Annotated in this window: 15 protein-coding genes; 3 read left to right on the top strand and 12 right to left on the bottom strand. The window is 72.0% G+C overall.

Annotated features, from left to right (window positions below; genetic code table 11):
* The 3 genes from OHA84_RS31935 to OHA84_RS31925 are packed head-to-tail and all read right to left on the bottom strand — an operon-like array spanning window position 1 to window position 2,997.
* Entirely contained in the window at window positions 1-810 is an 810-nt protein-coding gene (locus tag OHA84_RS31935) for an ABC transporter ATP-binding protein (RefSeq protein ID WP_266952605.1), read from the bottom strand.
* The gene (locus OHA84_RS31930; protein ID WP_266968441.1) at window positions 807-1,967 is read right to left on the bottom strand and encodes an iron ABC transporter permease; all 1,161 of its coding nucleotides are present in this window, start codon (window positions 1,965-1,967) and stop codon (window positions 807-809) included. Before OHA84_RS31930 ends, OHA84_RS31935 begins: the two co-directional genes overlap by 4 nt.
* Window positions 1,957-2,997: an ABC transporter substrate-binding protein gene (locus OHA84_RS31925; protein ID WP_266953409.1), complete on the bottom strand. Its 1,041-nt coding sequence runs from the start codon at window positions 2,995-2,997 to the stop codon at window positions 1,957-1,959. The genes OHA84_RS31930 and OHA84_RS31925 overlap by 11 nt, the downstream gene beginning before the upstream one ends.
* A gap of 194 nt (window positions 2,998-3,191) precedes the next feature.
* On the opposite strand from OHA84_RS31925, the gene OHA84_RS31920 reads away from it, so the two are divergent.
* Entirely contained in the window at window positions 3,192-4,427 is a 1,236-nt protein-coding gene (locus tag OHA84_RS31920) for an MFS transporter (RefSeq protein WP_266973873.1), read from the top strand.
* A 253-nt stretch (window positions 4,428-4,680) separates the two neighbouring features.
* Here OHA84_RS31920 and OHA84_RS31915 read toward each other — a convergent pair whose 3' ends face one another.
* From OHA84_RS31915 to OHA84_RS31890, 6 genes are all read right to left on the bottom strand, one after another.
* On the bottom strand, window positions 4,681-5,043 hold the full coding sequence (locus OHA84_RS31915; RefSeq protein ID WP_266953407.1) for a transglycosylase family protein: 363 nt from the start codon (window positions 5,041-5,043) through the stop codon (window positions 4,681-4,683).
* A gap of 307 nt (window positions 5,044-5,350) precedes the next feature.
* Window positions 5,351-6,805 carry a serine/threonine-protein kinase gene (locus OHA84_RS31910; RefSeq protein WP_266968443.1) on the bottom strand — a complete coding sequence of 485 codons (1,455 nt, stop codon included), beginning with the start codon at window positions 6,803-6,805 and terminating at the stop codon, window positions 5,351-5,353.
* On the bottom strand, window positions 6,802-7,611 hold the full coding sequence (locus OHA84_RS31905) for a serine/threonine protein kinase (protein WP_266968444.1): 810 nt from the start codon (window positions 7,609-7,611) through the stop codon (window positions 6,802-6,804). The genes OHA84_RS31910 and OHA84_RS31905 overlap by 4 nt, the downstream gene beginning before the upstream one ends.
* A gap of 294 nt (window positions 7,612-7,905) precedes the next feature.
* Complete coding sequence (locus OHA84_RS31900; RefSeq protein WP_266968445.1) at window positions 7,906-9,996, bottom strand: family 43 glycosylhydrolase; 2,091 nt, start codon at window positions 9,994-9,996, stop codon at window positions 7,906-7,908.
* A 55-nt stretch (window positions 9,997-10,051) separates the two neighbouring features.
* Window positions 10,052-11,563: a peptidoglycan DD-metalloendopeptidase family protein gene (locus OHA84_RS31895; protein ID WP_266968447.1), complete on the bottom strand. Its 1,512-nt coding sequence runs from the start codon at window positions 11,561-11,563 to the stop codon at window positions 10,052-10,054.
* A gap of 79 nt (window positions 11,564-11,642) precedes the next feature.
* Window positions 11,643-12,632, bottom strand: a complete 990-nt coding sequence (locus tag OHA84_RS31890) for an alpha/beta hydrolase family protein (RefSeq protein WP_266968449.1) — start codon at window positions 12,630-12,632, stop codon at window positions 11,643-11,645.
* A 290-nt stretch (window positions 12,633-12,922) separates the two neighbouring features.
* On the opposite strand from OHA84_RS31890, the gene OHA84_RS31885 reads away from it, so the two are divergent.
* Complete coding sequence (locus tag OHA84_RS31885) at window positions 12,923-14,560, top strand: peptidase M23 (RefSeq protein ID WP_266968451.1); 1,638 nt, start codon at window positions 12,923-12,925, stop codon at window positions 14,558-14,560.
* Between the two features lie 88 nt (window positions 14,561-14,648).
* On the opposite strand, the gene OHA84_RS31880 is transcribed toward OHA84_RS31885, so the two are convergent.
* The 3 genes from OHA84_RS31880 to OHA84_RS31870 form a co-directional block, all read right to left on the bottom strand.
* Window positions 14,649-14,960 carry a hypothetical protein gene (locus tag OHA84_RS31880; RefSeq protein WP_266968453.1) on the bottom strand — a complete coding sequence of 104 codons (312 nt, stop codon included), beginning with the start codon at window positions 14,958-14,960 and terminating at the stop codon, window positions 14,649-14,651.
* 126 nt (window positions 14,961-15,086) lie between these two features.
* Window positions 15,087-16,049 carry a sensor histidine kinase gene (locus OHA84_RS31875; protein WP_266968455.1) on the bottom strand — a complete coding sequence of 321 codons (963 nt, stop codon included), beginning with the start codon at window positions 16,047-16,049 and terminating at the stop codon, window positions 15,087-15,089.
* The gene (locus OHA84_RS31870) at window positions 16,046-16,846 is read right to left on the bottom strand and encodes an MEDS domain-containing protein (RefSeq protein WP_266968457.1); all 801 of its coding nucleotides are present in this window, start codon (window positions 16,844-16,846) and stop codon (window positions 16,046-16,048) included. The genes OHA84_RS31875 and OHA84_RS31870 overlap by 4 nt, the downstream gene beginning before the upstream one ends.
* A gap of 488 nt (window positions 16,847-17,334) precedes the next feature.
* On the opposite strand from OHA84_RS31870, the gene OHA84_RS31865 reads away from it, so the two are divergent.
* Window positions 17,335-18,189, top strand: a complete 855-nt coding sequence (locus tag OHA84_RS31865; RefSeq protein WP_266968459.1) for a sterol desaturase family protein — start codon at window positions 17,335-17,337, stop codon at window positions 18,187-18,189.
* Window positions 18,190-18,198: the final 9 nt, after the last annotated feature.

Below are 18,198 nucleotides of genomic sequence, written 5' to 3'. Positions count from 1 at the left end.
TCACGGGGTGGGTCGGGGTGCGGGGTCGGTTCGGGGTACGGCGGCGGGGAGGGGGCCGTGGTGGACGAGCGTGGGACGGCCCAGCCGGTCGGTGGTCAGTTCGGCGTCGACCTCGAAGGTCTCGGCGAGGTGCTCGGGGGTGAGGACCTCGGTGGGGCTGCCGGAGGCGACCAGCCGCCCGGAGCGCATGAGCACCAGGCGGTCGCAGTACCGGGCGGCCAACGAGAGGTCGTGCAGGGCGACCAGGACGGTCTGGTCGGTGCGGGACAACAGCTCCATCAGCTCCAACCGGTGTTTCACGTCGAGGTGGTTGGTGGGCTCGTCGAGGAGCAGCGCGTACGGCTGCTGGGCGAGCGCGCGGGCGATGTGGGCGCGCTGCCGTTCGCCGCCGGACAGGGACTTCCAGGAGCGTGCGGCGAGCGCGCCGAGCCCGACGCGGTCCAGTGCGGCGGCGACGATCGCCCGGTCGGTGTCGCTCGGCCCGCGCCGGCGGTCCCGGAAGGGGGTCCGCCCCAGGCCCACGACGTCGGCGACGCGCAGGTCGGTGTCGAGTCCGCAGTCCTGCTCGACGAAGGCGAGCCGGCGCGCGATCCTGCGGGCGCTCCAGTCCCTCACGGGCAGGCCGTCGTAGCGGACCGTGCCGGCGTCGGGCACGCGCAGCCCGGCCAGGCAGCGCAGGAGGGAGGACTTGCCGGAGCCGTTGGGGCCGATCAGCGCGACGCTCTCGCCGGCGGCCACGTCCAGATCGACACCGCGTACGACGGGGGTGCCCGCCGCCGACCAGCTCAGTCCCTCGGCGGTGATCCTCACAGGTCACCCCTCCTGCGCAGGACGGCGAGGAACAGCGGTACGCCGATCAGGGCGGTGATCACGCCCACCGGCACCTCCCGGGGCGCGAAGGCGACCCGGGCCAGAGCGTCGGTCCACACCAGGAACACCGCGCCCGCGAGCGCCGCGCAGGGGAGCAGCACCCGGTGCGACGGCCCGACGAGGAGGCGCGCCCCGTGGGGCACGATCAGCCCCACGAAACCGATGGCGCCGACGGTGGCCACCGCGACCGAGGTCAGCACGGCCGTCACCACGAGCAGCAGCATCCGGGTGCGTCGTACGTCGATCCCCAGGGACGCGGCGGTGTCCGCGCCGAACGCGAGAGCGTCGAGGGCGTTGGCGCACAGCCACGCGGCGACCAGCCCCAGCGGTGTGACGATCGCGCAGACCACGACGGCGTCCCAGCGGGCGGGGGCCATCGAGCCCAGCAGCCAGTGGGTGAGGGCGCGCGTCGTGTCGGCGTCCGCCGAGGACATCAGGATCAGCGAGGTCAGAGCGGTGAAGAGCTGTCCGACGACCACGCCCGTCAAGACGATGCGGACCGAGTCCAGCCCCGTTCGACGCAGCAGCGCCGTGAGCAGGGCGAAGGACAGGAGCGCCCCGGCGAGGGCGCCTCCGGTGACCCCCAGGGCTCCGGCGCCGGCCAGGGGCAGGACGACCACGGCGACGGCTCCGGTCGACGCGCCGGAGGAGACGCCGATCAGGTACGGGTCGGCGAGCGCGTTGCGGGTGACGGCCTGGAGGACGGTGCCGCAGACGGCGAGGGAGGCGCCGACGAGCGCGGCCATCAGGATCCGCGGCAGTCGCAGGTCCCAGACGAGCGAGTCGGTCAGTGGTGGCAGCGGCTCGTTGCCCAGGCCGAGGTGCGTGCCCAGGACGCGGGCGAGGTCGCCCCACCCCACGGGGGCGGTACCGATGCGCAGGGCGGCCGCCGCGGAGGCGGCCAGTACGAGGACGGCGGCGAGTATCGGCCACGCCCGGGCCGGGGAGGTCCGGCCCACCGGTGCCGAAGGGCGGGACGTGTTCGTCCCCCCGTCCGGCGGCGGCGTCCCGGGGGTGGGTGCCGTGAGCCGCACCCCGCGTGCCGTCGGATGCAGCAGGTCCGACGGACCCGGGCGGCCGGCGAGGTCAGCGGACATGCCCGAGCTCCTTCATGCCCTCGGCCAGCAGGCCCAGCGCGTGCACGGAGCGCACGGAGGGGTCCAGTTCGATGCCCGGCACCACGATGATCTTGTTGTCGCGTACCGCCGGAAGCTTCGACACCAGGGGGTCCGCGGCCATCGCGGCACGCTTCTCGGCGGCGCTGTCACCGGGCCGCCCGCGTTCGGACAGGTCGCCTATGACGATGAAGTCCGGTGCGCGCTTGGCGACTTCCTCCCAGGAGACCTCCGGCCAGTCCTCGTTCACGTCGTCGAAGACGTTCCTCGCTCCGACGATCCGGCTCATCTCGCCGGGCAGGCCGGCCTTCCCGGCGACGTACGGCATGCCGTTGAAAACCGAGTAGAGGTAGACGACGGAGGGCGACTTCGCGTCGCGGGCGGCGGCCGAGGCGTTCTCGCCGGCCTTCGCGACGGCGGCGCGCTGCCCCTCGACCAGCTTTCCCGCCCGCTCCTCGACACCGAAGACCCTGCCCAGTTGCTCGTAGTCGGAGAAGAGCAGTTCGAAGGGGCTCTTCCCCGCCTCGTGCGACTGCGGGCAGTCCACGGCACTGACGAAGGTGGGCACGTCGAGGGCACCCAACTCCTCGCGGGTTCCCGCACGGTCGCCGGTGTAGAGGTCGGCGGACCCGGCCAGGACGAAATCCGGTGTGGCGGAGCGGAGTTGCTCGCCGGTGGCGATCTTGGGAGCGATGACGGGGATCCCTGCGTACGCGTCCCGGTACCGATCGGGGATCTTCGTCTTCAGGTTGGCCGTCCCGGCCATCCGGTCCTGGAGGCCGAGTTCGAGCAGGGTCTCCGTCGAGGCCTGATCCAGGGCGACGGCCCGCTTCGGGGGCTGTTCGAAGTCGAGTTCGCGCCCGCAGCTGGTGACGGTCGCTCCCCCGGCGGTCGCCCGGGCGGCGCCGCCCCCGGCCGGGGGTTCGTCGCCGGCGGTCGAGCAACCGCCGGTGGCGAGAACGAGGGTGAGGGTGGCCGCGGTCACGAGCCGGGCGCGGTGGCGTGGACGCATGGAGTCTCCGATCCGAAAGAGGGCGTGGCTGTCGCCGTGCGCTGCCGTGGTCACCCACGGGGCAGGAGCACCGCGTTCGAAGAGTACTGTAATGGTTATCGTTTTCATTAACACCTCCGGGTGCCCCCTGGGGCGCGACCCGGACCCTGCCGACCGATGAGGAGCACCGCACCGTGACGACCGCACCCGCCCCCATGACACCCAGGCCCACCCCGCCACCCCCGCGTTCCGTCCTGCGCGACCCCGCCTTCCTGCGCCTGTGGGCCGGGACCACCGCGTCCGGACTCGCCACCTGGGCGCTGCCCTTCGTGTTGGGGCTGGCCGTCCTGCACCGCGAACTCGGGGCGGCCGGACTCGGTCTGGTCCTCGCCGCGCGCACCGCGGGGTTCCTCGGCGCCGTCGCCGTCGCAGGGGTGCTGGCCGACCGTCACTCCCGCCGGGCGGTCGTGCTCTGGTCGGCCCTCGCGGCGGCGGTCTCGGCCCCGCTCCTCAGCGTCGGCCTCGGCCGCTCACTCGTACTGATGACCGTCGCCGCGGCCCTCGCGGGAGCCGGCCAGGGAGCCTGCCGCCCCGCCTTCCAGGCACTCACCGCCGAGGTCGTCGACGCCGATCGCCGACAGCGGGCGAACGCCGCCGTGTCCCTCTCGGTACGGACCTCCACGCTGGCCGGGCCCGCCCTGACCGCGCTGGTCGCGGCCTTCGTCGACGTGCGGACGCTCCTGTCGGGAATCGGCCTGCTCTGGCTGGTCGCCGCCTTCGTGCCGGGCCGGGGAGCCGCTCCGGATCCGTCCACCGAGCGGACACCGCGCGTGTCCTTGCGCGCGGAGTTCGTCGACGGCATACGCGAGGCCCGACGCCACCCCTGGTTCCTCGCCGGACTCGGAGCCCTGACCGCCGTCGTCGCCCTGGGCTATTCCGCCACCAGCGTCGCCCTGCCCCTGATCAGCCGCGACCGCCCCGGCACCGAGTGGGTCCTCGCCGCGGCCATGACCGCCTACACGGTCGGCGCGCTCGGCGGCGCCGTGCTCACCACCCGCCGACGGCCCCGCTCCCCCGGCTGGACGGCGTTCGCGGGACTGGCCGCCTACGGCTTCGCGCCGCTGAGCCTGATGCTGCCGGTGCACCCGCTGGTGGTCATCGCCGCCTACGTGGTGGCGGGGATCGGGATCGAGCTGTTCAACGTGCCCTGGTTCACGGCCGCCCAGCGCGAGGTCGCCCCGGACAAGCTGGCCCGCGTCTCCTCCCTGGACTTCCTCGTCTCCTACGGCCTGGCCCCGGTCGGCCTGGCCCTGATCGCTCCTGCCATCGACGTCTTCGGGGTCACACCGGTGCTCGCCGTCTGCGCCGCGACCTGCTTCCTCGCGCCCGCCGCCGCGGCGCTGACACCCACGGCCCGCCATTTCGGGCGACCGTCGACGGCCGCCGACTGACCGAACGGCCCCCGCCGCCGCACCCGGCCGGGCCCCACCACCCCCCGCACCGGCGACGGCCCGGGCTGCGCCCTCGCGGCGATCCGTACCGACCGGCATGGCCCGACCCCGCCCCCATCCGCGCCGAGTCGGCGGCGGAGCGGTGCGGCGGCACGGGGCTTGGACAAGGCGGTCAACCCCGGCCGACGGTCGACGTGTCCGGTTGACACCTCCCCGACAGGGCGGCCCCGCCGCCCTGTCGGGACGTGGGCCTTCAGCGGCGGCGTGCGCAGGTCCAGGCCCCCATGCCCTGCATCTTGGCCAGTCTTCTCGCCGTGGCGATCTGCTCCGCCTTCGTGGCGAGGTCGGCGCGTGGCGCGTATCTGCGGCCTCCGGCCGCGTTCCAGCTCGACTGGGTGAACTGCAAGCCGCCGTAATGGCCGTTGCCGGTGTTCGTCCGCCAGTTCCCACCGGATTCACACCGGGCGATGGCGTCCCAGTCGGGGCTCGGTCTGGAGTGGACCGCAGCGGCATGAGCCCCGGACGCATCCAGGAAAGCCGCGGTCAATACGACCACAGAGGCCAGAAGTTGGCCGATCGTGCTCCGGCATCGGAGGTTCTTCCGGTTGCGCGACATCAGTCCTCCTTCGCTGTTGGGGCGGACCTGCCGCGAACAGCGGGCGGGCCCGCGTACGACCGTCCTCGGGTCGTGGCCACAGCACAGCACAGGCCGGCGCGCTTCCAGCTGCACTTGCGGTCGGCGAAAGAATGACGCCACCCGAACGGCCGCTCCGGCACCCTCGTGGGACCACCCGCACGCAGAAACGTTTCTTCTCCCCGAGGGCGGATCCTCGTGAGAGGCACCCGAGCCCCGGCGCCGGCCTCCGCGAAGGCCCCGCTCGCACGGCCACGGACCCAGGGCCGCGCACCGGCGGCGCCCGACCTCAGCGCACGGTCGTGGGGTGCGGGCACCCCGGCAGCGCCGGTCGGTCCTTCGTTCGTACGGCGGGGAGCCAGGCCGTGGGAGTCGTGGAGCCGCGCGGCAGTCGGACGTGGAACCAGCGGGTGGACCGTCGGCTCGCCTCGTCGATGACGGACGACCCCTGGGACAACTGGCAGTCGGCGGACAGGACATCGCCGTGCCACACCCGGGTCGGCACGACGTTGTCCGCGGTGTACTGGCGCAGGGGATCGACCGCCAGGCCCAGGCTGCACTGCGGGTCCCGGTCGAGCCGCTCCCGGCAGCCCGTCTCCTCGTTGAACACCCGGATCGCGGCGACCCCCGCACTCGTGGCGCCGGGGGGCGCGGACGAGATCGCCCGTGCCGCGTCGGACCACAGGGTCCCGCCGGCCATCGCGCAGAAGGCGGTGGCGAGCACGGCGGCGCGGGCCCGGCCCCGCAGCCGTCCCGCCCGCGTACCGCGCGCCCCCTGATCGGCGGCGCCGCGTTCGGCGGCGATCCTGGCCAGCAGGCTCTCGGCGGTGTGCGGGGCGCGTGCCGCGTGGGTCGGGGCGAGGCAGTCGGCGGCCAGCGCGCGCCAGAACTCCGGCACGGCGTGGTCCATGCGCAGCGGCGCACGCCCCTCGCCGTACTCCTGCACGGCGGCGCCCCGCGCCACGGGCGTGGCACCGGGGAACGGGGAGGCACCGGACGCGAACACCTCGTGGACGACGATGCCCAGGGCCCAGATGTCGGCACTCGGCCGGACCTGCACGCCGAGTTCCCCCAGCGGTGCCCGCCATCGCTCGGGCGGGAGGTAGTCCAGGGTGCCCAGCGGAGGCGCGTACCCGTGCGTTCCCGTCATCTCGGTGGCGAGGCCGAAGTCCGAGAGCTTCACGGAGCGGTCGGTGGCCAGCAGGACGTTCTCCGGCTTGAGGTCGGCGTGTACCCAACCCGATCGGTGGAGGTGGGCGAGTCCCTCGCAGATTCCCGCGATCAGCCGGGGGCGGTCGGCTTCGGCCACCCCCGCGTCGAGGAGTTCCCGCAGGCTGCCCGCGGCCCGCTCCATCACCAGCACGAGCGCGCCGTCCAGGAAGGGGCGGTCCGGTGCCGCGAGGACGAAGGAGTCCAGGAGGCCGATCAGCCGTGGATGCCCGGCCCTGCGCCCGAGTTCGACCTCGCGCCGGGCGGATTCCACGATCCTGCGGGCCTGGCGCGGCGCGTACCCGGCGGTCGGCATGACCTTGAGGGCGACATCGGCGGGTCCCGCCGACCGGACCGCGGGATCCCGGCTGCCGCGGTCCGGGGGTCCCTCGGCGGGTCGTGCCGCGTACACCGTGGACCAGCCTCCGGCGCCGATCACGCCGGTGACGGTCCAGTCCCGCACCCGGTAGCCGGGCGGGAGCAGCTCCCCACGTTCGCATTCCGTGCTGTCGCGCAGGCCGTGCGGCGGTGTCATCGCGCGTTCTGCCGCTCCCGCCCGCCGGCCCCCGTCTGGGGCGGCAGCAGCGTGAGGTGCTCCTCCCGTACGAGCCCGAACCGCAGCGCGAGTCCGACGATCCCTTCCCGCTTGCCGTTGCGGCGGTCGCCCTTGCCCGCTTCGCGGCGGTCGGAACCGCCGATGCGCAGCTTCTCCTCGGCGAGGTAGTCGATGTGCGAGCTGATCGCCCGCGCGGTCAGCGTGCCGCCGGCCACGTGCCCCTTGAGCCGCTCGACGATCTGGGGGGTGGTGGGAACCGCCACCCGGGACTGGTCGCGCAGGCGCGGTTCGCAGAGCGCGACGAGGACGAGGAAGTACGTGGCCGTCTCGTCGAGGGAGTACGCGGTGACCGTGAGCCGGTCCCGGGGGGCGCCCATGGCCTCCGGGTCCAGGTAGACGTGGTCGGGCGCGAACACCTGGAAGGAGACGGGGACGTCGCCGCGGCTCGGCAGCACCACGCGCGAGAACTCGAACGGGATGGGCGCCCCCACCCTTCGCGGTGGAACCCGCAGGTACTCGCCCGCTCCCTCGGGATTCTCGACCAGGTAGCTGTGGGTGGCGCTGTGGTTCGTCAGTTGCCAATGGTCGTCGGTCACGCGGATCTCCCCGGCGAGCCGGGAGATCGCCGCGTCGGCGAGGCGGAGTTCGACGGGGATCGTCGCGGAGCCCCGTCCGAAGCGGGCGACCTCGCCCGGTCCGAGCCGTAACGTCACCGCTTCGCCGTCCGGTTCGCCGTCGCCGGCGCCACCGGATCCCTGCGGCAGATGGACGATCACGCCGCTCACCGTTCCCCCCGTTCCACGGCCCGTACCGGCCCGTCGAGTGGAACAATACTCATCTCTCCGGGGAGTTCATCGGCGTACTTCGGCCACTTCGACCGGGAGCCTCGCAGGGGTGGGGTGTCCCCCTCGGTTGCCGTGGGAAGCGCTGCTGATGCCTTGCCCGGAGCCGGGCGAGGTGGGGAACGTCACCGTGTTCGGGGTGATCACGGCGCCGTCGAAGGTCCCGATTCCCCCTTTCGTTTGGCGAGATCCGCACTCCGCGCCCGCGGAGGGGGAACGTCACCGTGTTCGGGGTGATCACGGCGCCGTCGAAGGTCCCGATTCCCCCTTTCGTTTGGCGAGATCCGCACTCCGCGCCCGCGGAGCGGGGCCACTCGACCCGACGGCTGCGACCGTACGGTCGCCGAAGGCCGTCCACGGCCCCCATCCGCCGCCCGGTCCGACCTGGACACGGGTGCGCATCCGGCCTTCGGCGGTGACGGCGAAGACGTGCGTCCGCCCGGTGGAGTCGAGCGCGGCCGTGGGCGTGCCGGCGAGCCTGATGCCGGGCTCGCCGAACTCGGCGTCGTAATCCCACCTTCCGCCCGGGGAGTCCTGCCGGCGGTGGTTGAGCCGGGCGCCGCCGGGCGTCAGCGAGAACGCCTCCAGACGGCCGTCGGCGTGGGCGGTGAGCGCCGGGGCGGCGGCACTCCAGCCGAACATCGACGACCACTCGTCCCAACCGCCGTTCGGCACGGACTGCTGCCGGCGGAAGGTGCCCACGCTCGACGGTCCGATCGCCGCGACGGTCAGCCGGCCGCTGCCGTCCCTCGCGACCCGAGGTGCGGCGCCGGCCGCGGTGCCGAATCGGTGCCACACGGCGGTCCAGGCACCTCCCGGGGTCTCCTGCCATCGGTGGAAGATCCCGGAGCCGCCCGGTGAGAGGGCGAACACCTCCAACCGGCCGTCGGCGTTCGCCGCCACCACCGGTGGCGCGCCTGCGGCTCCGCCGAAGCCGGGCTCCCACGGCTCCCAGGCCGGGGATTCGGGTGACGACTGCCGCCGTCGGGCGACGGAGGCGCCGCCGGGGCTGAGGGCGAACACCTCCAACCGGCCGTGGGCGTCGCGGGCGACGGCCGGGGCGGCTCCGGCCGGGCCGCCGAACTCCTCCCAGTCGTACCAGCCGCCGTCCGGGCGCTGTGTCCGTTGGTGCAGGTGGGCGCCCTCCGGAGCGAGGGAGAACACCTCGATCCTGCCGTCGGTGTGGCGGCCGAGCGTGGGAACGGCGCCGGCCGGCCCTCCGAAGGGTTCCCACCGCGACCAGGTGTCGGTGTCCGGATCGAGCTGGACGCGCCGCAGGATGGAGTGGTCGGCGGCGTCGAGAGCGAACACCGTCAGGCGGCCACCGACGTCGAGGCCGGCCACCGGGTTGTCCGCGCTCGGCCAGGGCGGCGGCGTGTCCCGCCAGTCGAGGGGCGCGACGTGCAGCCCGTGCCGGAACCAGCCCGCCGCGGTGGCGTACCACTTCTCCCCGTCGGCGATCACCTCCACGGCGTGACCGGGCACGTGGCCCGCGTATCCGGCGAGCTCGAAGTGGAACGGGTCCCGGGACGCCAGCACGTCCGTGCCCTCGTAGCCGCGTCGCGGCCCGATGAACAGGTAGTACCAGCCGTCCCGTTCGACGACGCACGGCGACTCGGTGACCGAGACGGTCGTGTCGGTGGTCGCGTCGGTGAACGCGACGCCCGGCTCGCTCCAGTGCAGCAGATCGGCGGATCGGCGGTGGGCCACGACGTGGTGGCCGCCCGGGCCCGACAGTTCCGTGTAGTACATGACCCATTCCTCGCCGACCCGCAGCACCATCGGGTCGCGCGCGGCGAGACCTCGGAACAGGGGGCCGGACGGTTCGCGCGTCCAGGTGAACAGGTCGTTCGACGTCGCGAGGTTGATCGCGGCGCCGCTGTCGCCCCCCGCGGCGTAGAACATCCAGAACCTGCCGCCCGCCGCGACGACGTGGGGAGCCCAGAGGTGTTCCTCGCCGAAATAGGACGGGGTGACGGTGAGCGCGTCGGGGTGGCTGATCCACGGCCCGTCCGCGCTGGGCGCGGAGGCGTGGGCGAAGGAGGTCTCTCTCGCGCTGTCCGGGGATTCGCCGCGCGGCGCGCTGTCCCCGACGATGCCGAACAGGTGCCAGCGGCCACCGGCCTTGATCAGCGTGTGGTCGTTGAGGTAGCGCGGGCCGTCGGAGGTGGATGGATCGTAGACGAACGCGAAGGGTCCTGAGCCGACCCATCGAGGAGGTGGGGCCTCGTCGGAGGCCCCGGCCACGGCCCGGCCGGCGGCCGGGAACGGGAGCGCGCCCGCCCCGGCGGCACCCCGCAGCAGGTTCCGTCTGCTGATCTCACGCATGGGTCGTCTCTCCAGGGGCCGCGTGGTCGGTCGGGTGGGGGCCGGCGAAGGCGGGTCAGTCGAGGGTGGGACCGGCGGTGTTGTTGAGCCAGGACCATTCGGACCAGGTGGAGAAGCCGGTCTGCCACTTGTGGTAGGTGCCGGCGCGGCTGGTGCCGAAGATCTCGATCCGCCCGTCGGCGTTGGTCGCCGCGGTGACCTCGGTACCGCCGGTGCCGAAGGTTTCCCAGTCTCCGTAGGGCGCGTTGACGGCCGTCTGCCAGATGTGCATGGCCGTGCTGCCGTTCATGGCGAAGACCTCGACCCGCCCGTCCGGAGTGCGTTCGCTGCCGAGTTGAGCGTCGGCGGGTCCACCGGTCCCTTCCCATCCCGACCAACTCGTCGCACTGGTCTGGTACTTGTGGAAGACGCCGGTCTGGTTGGAGGCGAAGACCTCCAGCCGCCCGTCGGCATTGTGATCGACGGTGAGGTCGTGCCCGCCGCCGCCGAAGGTGTCCCACGGGGACCAGCCGCCGTTCGGGGCGCTCTGGTAGGCGTGTTGGAACGTGTCGCGGCCCAGGGCGAACACCTCGAGTCGGCCGTCGGGGGACTTCTCCATCTCCACGCGACTGTCGGCGGGTCCGCCGCCGGTGGGTTCCCACTCCGACCAGGATCCGTTCGGGGCGAGTTGGTACCTGTGGAAGAGGCCGACCGGACCGGAGGCGAAGACCTCGATGCGGCCGTCGGCGTTCACCCCGGCCGCGGTGTCGCGCCCCCCACCGCCGAAGGTCTCCCAGTTCGACCATCCGCCGGAGGGAGAGAGCTGCCAGCGGTGTTGGAAGGTGTCGCCGCCCAACGCGAACATCTCCAGACGGCCGTCGGCGTTGGGTGCGATGGCCAGTTCGGCGTTGCCCGGCCCGCCGAGCCGTTCCCAGTCCGACCAGTTGCCGTTCACCTCCTGCTGCCAGGCGTGGTGCACACCATCGGCACCGGCGGCGAACACCTCCAGGCGTCCGTCCGCCGAACGCGCCGACACCAGCCGGCCCGACTCCGCCGGATACACCATCGGCTTGGGCCGCGGACCGCTGCCGGGGGTGCAGGGCAGCACGACGCCCCGCTCCGCGAGATAGGGCTCGGGGTCGATGCCGTACGAGGTGGACTGGTCCCCCCAGATCCGCAGGTGGAGGTGGGGACCGGTGGAGTTGCCCTCGGCGCCCATGAGGGCGATCTGTTGACCGGCCACGACGTGGTCCCCGACGGAGACGTCGCGCCGGGACATGTGCCCGTACTCGGAGATCCTCCCGTCCGGGTGCAGGACACGGATCCACTGACCGTAGTCGCCGGTGTACCCGGAGATGGTCACCTCGCCGTCGCCCACGGCATGGATGGGTGTCCCGACGTCGTTGGCGATGTCGACGCCGTTGTGGCCGCTGTGGAAGTGCTGGGACACGAAACCGGCCGCGGGGCACGCGGCCGCGACGGCGGTGGTCCGGGCGGCGGCCGGCATCGGGGCCACCGGCGACGACAGCAGGGCGGCGGTCGCCGCGAGCACACAGCCCAGTGCGCGTCGGGAAGGTCCGGGAAACACGAGACGCTCCTCTCTTGGTGGTCTCGGGGTGAGTGGGGTCGCGGTGAGTGGGGTGGACGTGCGGCGGGAGGGCCGCCGGTCACGCCTTGCGCAGCCGGTCGATGACGCCGTCGATGTCACGTCGCATCATGTCGTGGCGGATGAAGTGCCCGCCGGGCAGCTCGTACCACTCGTGCGGGATCCCCGCGTTCCCGAGCAGCGAGCGGAACTCCCGCTGTCCCGCGAGGACCTGGGTCTCGTTGGCCGTGTCGAACCAGTTGATCGGATCGGGGCTGGTGCCGGCGACCAGGAAGACGCGCTTGCCCCGGTAGCTCTCGATCCGCTGCACCGGGTTGTCCGCGTTGACCCGGGCGTCGTCCCACAGCGGTGCCCCGTAGACCGTGCCGCCGTTCAGGTCCAGCAGCGCGGAGGACGCGTTGGCCCAGTGGACCACGAGGCCGTTGTCCCGGCGCAGGCTCGCCGGACCGGAGTGGGCACTCACCGAGGCGAAGTGGCCCCAGTACTTGGCGGCGTACTTCAGGGCGCCGAAGCCCCCCATCGAGAATCCGGACACGGCACGGCCGTCGAACTCCGCGTAGGTACGGAAGTTGGCGTCGATCCAGGGGATCAGCTGCGCGATGTGGAACTGCTCCCAGTCCCGCGGTCCGGCGTTGGAGTTCACGGGGTTGGAGTACCAGCCCGCGTGGCCGCCGTCGGGCATCACGATGATGATCGGCTTGCCGGCCGTCCAGTCGCGGATCCCCTCACGGTCGAAGGTGATGAAGTCCTGGTCCGTGCCGCCTCCGTGGAGGAGGTAGAGCACGGGGTACCTGCGTCCGCTCCAGTGGTAGTCGTCGGGCAGGAGCACGTTGACGGCGGGATTCCAACCGATCGCACCCGTCTGGAAGCGGTAGTACCACATGCGGGCGTCGGCCTCGCCGCGCTCGACGATGCGCAGGCCGAAGCCGTCGCCGACGGCCGAGGCGGTCGACGCGGCGGCGAGGACTCCCGCACCGCCCATCGCCATCGCGGCCGAGAGGCCACCGGCGGTCTTGAGGATGCTCCTGCGGGTGGGGTGCTGCGCGCTCAAAGTGTCCTCCTGGTCGCGGACCGGTCCGGAAAGTGGCAACGGTGTGACGGCAGTTCCGGCCGACGTCGTCGACAACGTAGCGGCGGGGCGCCCGGCAGGACATCCGGAACGATCCGGAGTGACACGCACGGTGGTCTCCGGTGGACCCTGTGTCCCTGACGCCCCGGACGGTGCCTCCGCTCCTCGACCGGACGGCGGACCGAGGGCCGGGAATCACGCGGATCCCGCACGTTCACTTCACGCACTTCACGACGGAAGGGCCGACAGTGGCCATGAATGGTTTACGTCGCATGTTCACCAGACTGGCCCTCGTGGCCGGCGTTTGGGCGTTGGTCATCGGGATGACCGCCCCGGCCGCCCTCGCCGATCACGCGCCCGGGCCGGGCCCGGGTGGTGACCGATCCGGGGTCTCCCGGTACTTCGCCGGCCCACGGGGCTTCGCCATTCCGACCGTGCCGTGCGATCCGGCCGGCCCGTCGGCCGCCGACGGCATCATGGCCGACCAGCTCAACCCGCAGTTGCACGCGAAGATGGCCGGCTACATGAACGCCTACAAGGTGTCCTGCGCGCGGATGGTGACGCAGGCGGTGAAGGACCGGGGGCTCAACCAGAGGGCGGCTGCCATCGCCATCGCCACGATCATCGTCGAGAGCAGCATGAACAACTACGCCCAGGCCGTGGACTACACCAGCCTGGGGCTGTTCCAGCAGCAGGACTGGTGGGGTACCCGGGAGGAGCGGCTGAACCCGGCCCACGCCACGAACGCCTTCTTCGATCGGGTGGACCAGCTGTATCCCGGCGGCTCGTGGAACAACGAGGCGATCGGCGAGGTGTGCTGGCACGTGCAGCAACCGAGGGAGGATCTGCGCGGCCTGTACGAGATCGAGGCGGACGACGCGACGATCATCGCCAACGCGCTGTGGTCCGGTGCGGGTGGCGGCCCCAGGCACCCGTACTCCTCGGGTCGGGTGGTGTCCGGGCGGTCCGCGGACGGTCGGTTGGAGGCCTTCGCCGCCGGCGCCGACGGCGTGTACCACTCGTGGCAGACCGCGGTGAACGGCGCTTGGTCGCAGTGGCGGTTCGAGGGCGGGCCGCGCAACGCGCAGTTGGCCGTGGCGTCCAACGCGGACGGCCGACTGGAGGTGTTCGCGCTGTCGGACAGCACCTTCGATCACATGTGGCAGACCGCTCCCGGCGCGGGGTGGTCGACGTGGGAGAACTTCGGCGGCGGAGGGTACCGGCTGGCCGCGGGCAACAACGCCGATGGCCGTATCGAGGTGTTCGCCTCCAATGCGAACGGCGTGTTCCACCGCTGGCAGACCGCGCCGAGCGGCAGTTGGGCCGGCTGGGAGGGCGCCGGCGGTGGCCCGGCCAACTCCCGTCTCGCGATGGAGACCGCACCCGATGGGCGACTGGAGGTGTTCGCGCTCTCGGACTCGACGTTCGAGCACCTCTTCCAGACCGGGGTCAACGGCGGTTGGTCCGCCTGGGAGAACTTCGGAGGCGGCGGCCGGGACCTGGCCACGAGCCACAACCAGGATGGGAGGATCGAGGTCTTCGCCTCCAACGCCAACGGTGTCTTCCACCGCTGGCAGACCGGCCCCACCGCGTGGTCGGACTGGGCGGGCATGGGCGGCATCTCCAACGCCGAGTTGACCACTTCGCGGTCGGCCGACGGTCGGGTCGAGGTGTTCGCGATCAACGCCGAGGCCGCGAGTCACGCCTGGCAGACCCGCCCGAACGCACCGTACTCGGAGTGGGAGACCTTCGGTGGCGGCGGCACCGAGATCGGCGCGGGCAACAACGCCGACGGGCGGGTGGAGGTGTTCGCCACCAGCCACGTCGGCGTCTACCACAAGTGGCAGACGGGGTTCGCCACTTGGTCGGAGTGGGCCTGGTTGAACGGCTCCGGCCCGGGGATCGGCTGACCGCTGCGGCACGTGCCCGACGAGCTCCTGCGTCATGACCGGGTCGGCCCGCACGTGGAGGGCCCGGCGGACTCCCGCACGCACGGTCTCACGCGGGAGGGTCTCCCTCGGACCAGTCGTCGTCCTCGGGCTCGGATCCCCTGACGAACCAGAGGTCGAGGGTGTACTGCTCGGCCGCGGGACACATTCGCCACGCCGCTCCGATCTGTTCCGCGCTCCATTGCTCTTCGACGGCCCGCTGGAGGCACGTGTCGTAGTAGGCGGCCGCGGCGTCCCGTCCGCTCCGGGTCCTTGCCCGCTGCCACGCCTCGTCGTCGCCGAGGTAGGCGTCAGAGTCGTGGACCTCCACGATCCTGCGGTCCGGTCGGGCCGTGGTGCTGTACTCGGTGATGAGAGACACGGGGCTCCGTCATTCCTCAGGAGGTGGTCATCGCGCCGGCCGGCCTCATCCACGTCATCTCTTCGGCCGATCGGTTCACGGCGTTCGGGGGCCGCGGGGTTCACGATCCCGGCACGGAAGGCACGACTACCGCGGTACGTCCATGTGGAGGCGCACCGTCGTGCCCTGGTCACGGGTGGAGCGGATCTCGACGAGGTCGCAGAGTTGCTGCGCGAGCCAGAGGCCGCGACCGCCGATCTGTTCCGGTTCGGGACGGTTGCGGCCCACCATCACGTCGGGGATGTAGCCGGAGTCACGGAACTCGCAGAGGAACGTCGAGTCCTGGCTCCAGGTACGCAGGGTTCCGTTGCCCCCGCCGTGGCGGATGCTGTTCGTCGCGATCTCCGTGACGGCGACGGCCAGTTTCGGCAGCCGGTCCTGCGGGACGCCCGCGTCGGACGCGCACTGGGACACCTTCGAGCGGATCGCGGCCAGATCACCGTGCGCGTAGCTCAGCTCCTGGAACGGATCGCACGGGTCGGCGAGGACCTCGAAGGGGTATTCCTCGCCGGTGAGGTAACCGTCGTTGCGCACGTGCCGCCCGTCCCTGCGGATCAGCGGGTGGCAGCGGGACAGGGACCGCAGGGCTTCCTCGTCCTCGTCCTCGGCATCGTAGGGACACAGCATCGACCAGGTGGAGCTGCGCGCGAAGGCCCGGTTCAGGAGCCATTCGTGGTGGCGCAGCTCCGAGAGGTGGGCGGCGTTGCGCGCCTGGCGCCACGCGGTTTCGCCGATGCCTCGCACCGGCCGGTCACCCTCGCCCCGCTCCCTCATCCAGGCCGTCCAGGCGGCGACGAGCCGGCCGGGATTCGGTCCGGCCGTCGTGGTGTCCACGAAGGTGACGGCGGGCTCGTCGGCGAGCTCACCGCGCAGGAGTGACGCCTTGTCCGAGGGGACGGCGACGACCACCGCCTCCCCGCCTTCGAGCGCCTCGTGGATGAAGCCCAGCGTCCCGGACAGGAACTGTGCGTCTCCGCGATAGGGGTACAGCTCGTGGTGGAACGGGTCGCCGTCGTGGTCGGACGGCTTCGAGGGGTAGGTCGTGCTCATGCGGCCATCACCACCGGCACTCCGGGGGCCGCGTAGCCCGCGAGTTCCCAGCACAGACGCACGGTGTCGTTGGCGCCTTCCACAAGGATACGGCGGTCCGGAAGGTGGCGGGCGGCGTCCACGAGCGCGTGCATCCCGGCGGCGTCGATCATTTCGAGCGCGTCGAAGCGGAGTCTGATCTTCGGCGTGTTCCGTACCGCTGCCCGCACCGCGGCGTTGAACGTTGCCGCGCAGTCCGAGTCGATCACTCCGTCCACGCTCCACCCGTCGGCGCCCGTACTGAACATCCGGAAAGTCGGACGCTGTGCGCGCGTGCCCGTCTCGTGCGGATGCACGCATGCCACCCGCTCCAACGCGGACGCGTCCCACAGCGACGGTCTGAAGGCGCAGACCACGATGGCGCCACTCTCCGCGGCGAACTCGTCCAGCCGCATCTCTTGCGCCAGCAGGTCCTCGGCTCCGTGGGGCGCCGAGGAGGGCATGCGCTCGGTGAGGACGCGTACCGAGCGGAATCCCTGGCTCGTGGCGGTACGGACTTCCCGACGGACCGCGGCCAGGATCGACTCGGGATCCGCCGTACTCGGGAAATCGAGGATCACCGCGGCGGACGGCAGCGGCTTCGCGGTGCGCGGGACGTCGATGGGGCCGATGACCAGGACCTTGTCGCCGTACAGGGCTCCGTCGGCCACATAGGCCCGGGCGTCCGAGAGCAAGGTCGCGGAAGGCTGCATGAGCCGGCAGACATGGTCACCGAGCTCGACCTCGTCCAGCGTCGCCAACGTCCGCGCCGCGCGCACTGCGCCCCCTTCCGGTCCTCCGACCCGTCCTGTCGACCTGAATACATCACATTACCGGGCGGCCGTGGCGACGAACGGTAATCGAGCGACTGCGGGACGGATCGCGCTGCGCCCCCCGGGCGTCGCCGGCGCATCGGGCGTCGATCGGGAGGCGCGTACGAGGCGCTGCGCGGCGTGATGCGCGAGGTGCGTGAGCGTGGTGGCGGATGACGGATGACGGGCAGTGGGACCACGCCGGAAATGCCGAATCGATTCATCTGACACCTACGTCAACACGGCGTGAAATATGCGGGGTTGAAGAGATTTCCGGTTGCGAGCCCCGGGGGGTGTGCGGATCACGGGACCGGCGCCCGCGACACCGCGCGCCGGGGCAGAAGCGGTTGCAGTGTGTAGTCGTGAAGCTACATACTGCGATGGCCTCCTCGGCCTTCGTCGCGCCGGGAGTGATCTCTCAGCCCATCCCGTCACCACCTCGATGAGGGAGTGCCATGCCCCGGTCAACGGCGCGAGACGTATTGGCGGTGGCCGCCCAGCCCGTGCTGCTGCTCGCCGCCGTCGGCGTCTTCGCCCTCACCGAGTGGCGCGGATGGGAGCCGGGCATGGCCACCTTCCTCTTCCAGTTCGCGGTACTCGGCCTTCTCGTGGTGTTGGAGTTCCTGATCCCCTTCAACACCTCATGGCGGCCGGACCGACGGGAGTGGGGGTACTACGGCGTGTACTACGTCCTCACCGCGATCGGAGGGGCACTCGGGCAGAATCTGGTGCTCCTGGCCGTCGGCGCGGTGGCGACTTCACACCCGTTGCTTCCCCTGTGGGCCGAGATCCCGCCGGCCCTGTTGCTCGGCTCCCTCGCGAGCTACGCGGTGCACCGGGCCGGGCACACCTACGCGTGGTTGTGGCGGCTGCACGGCGTGCACCATGTGCCGGGCAAGGTCAACGTCGCCAACAACGGGGTGAACCACGTGGCCGACGTGGTCATCTCGCAGGGGTTCGTCCAACTGGCGCTCGCGCTGGTGGGGTTCTCCGAGCGCGCGGTCTTCGGTGTGGGGCTCTTCGTCGTGGCCCAGGGGTACTTCGTCCACGCCAACATCCGGGTGCGACTCGGGCCCTTCAACCATGTCCTCGTCGGTCCCGAGCAGCACCGACTGCACCACAGCACGGATCTGGCCGAGGCCGGTCACTACGGCTCCGACCTGTCCGTGTGGGACAGGCTCTTCGGCACCTTCACCTGGCGTCCCGGCCGTGAGCCGGCGGCGGTCGGACTGCCCGATCCGCGCGCCTTCCCGGCCACCGATCGCATTCTCACCACGCTCGCCCACCCCTGGCGCCGCTCCGCCGGGTGAGGGGCTCCA

The organism is Streptomyces sp. NBC_00513 (genome assembly GCF_041431415.1).
Lineage (GTDB): Bacteria > Actinomycetota > Actinomycetes > Streptomycetales > Streptomycetaceae > Streptomyces.
This window is presented reverse-complemented; position numbering and strand designations above follow the sequence as displayed.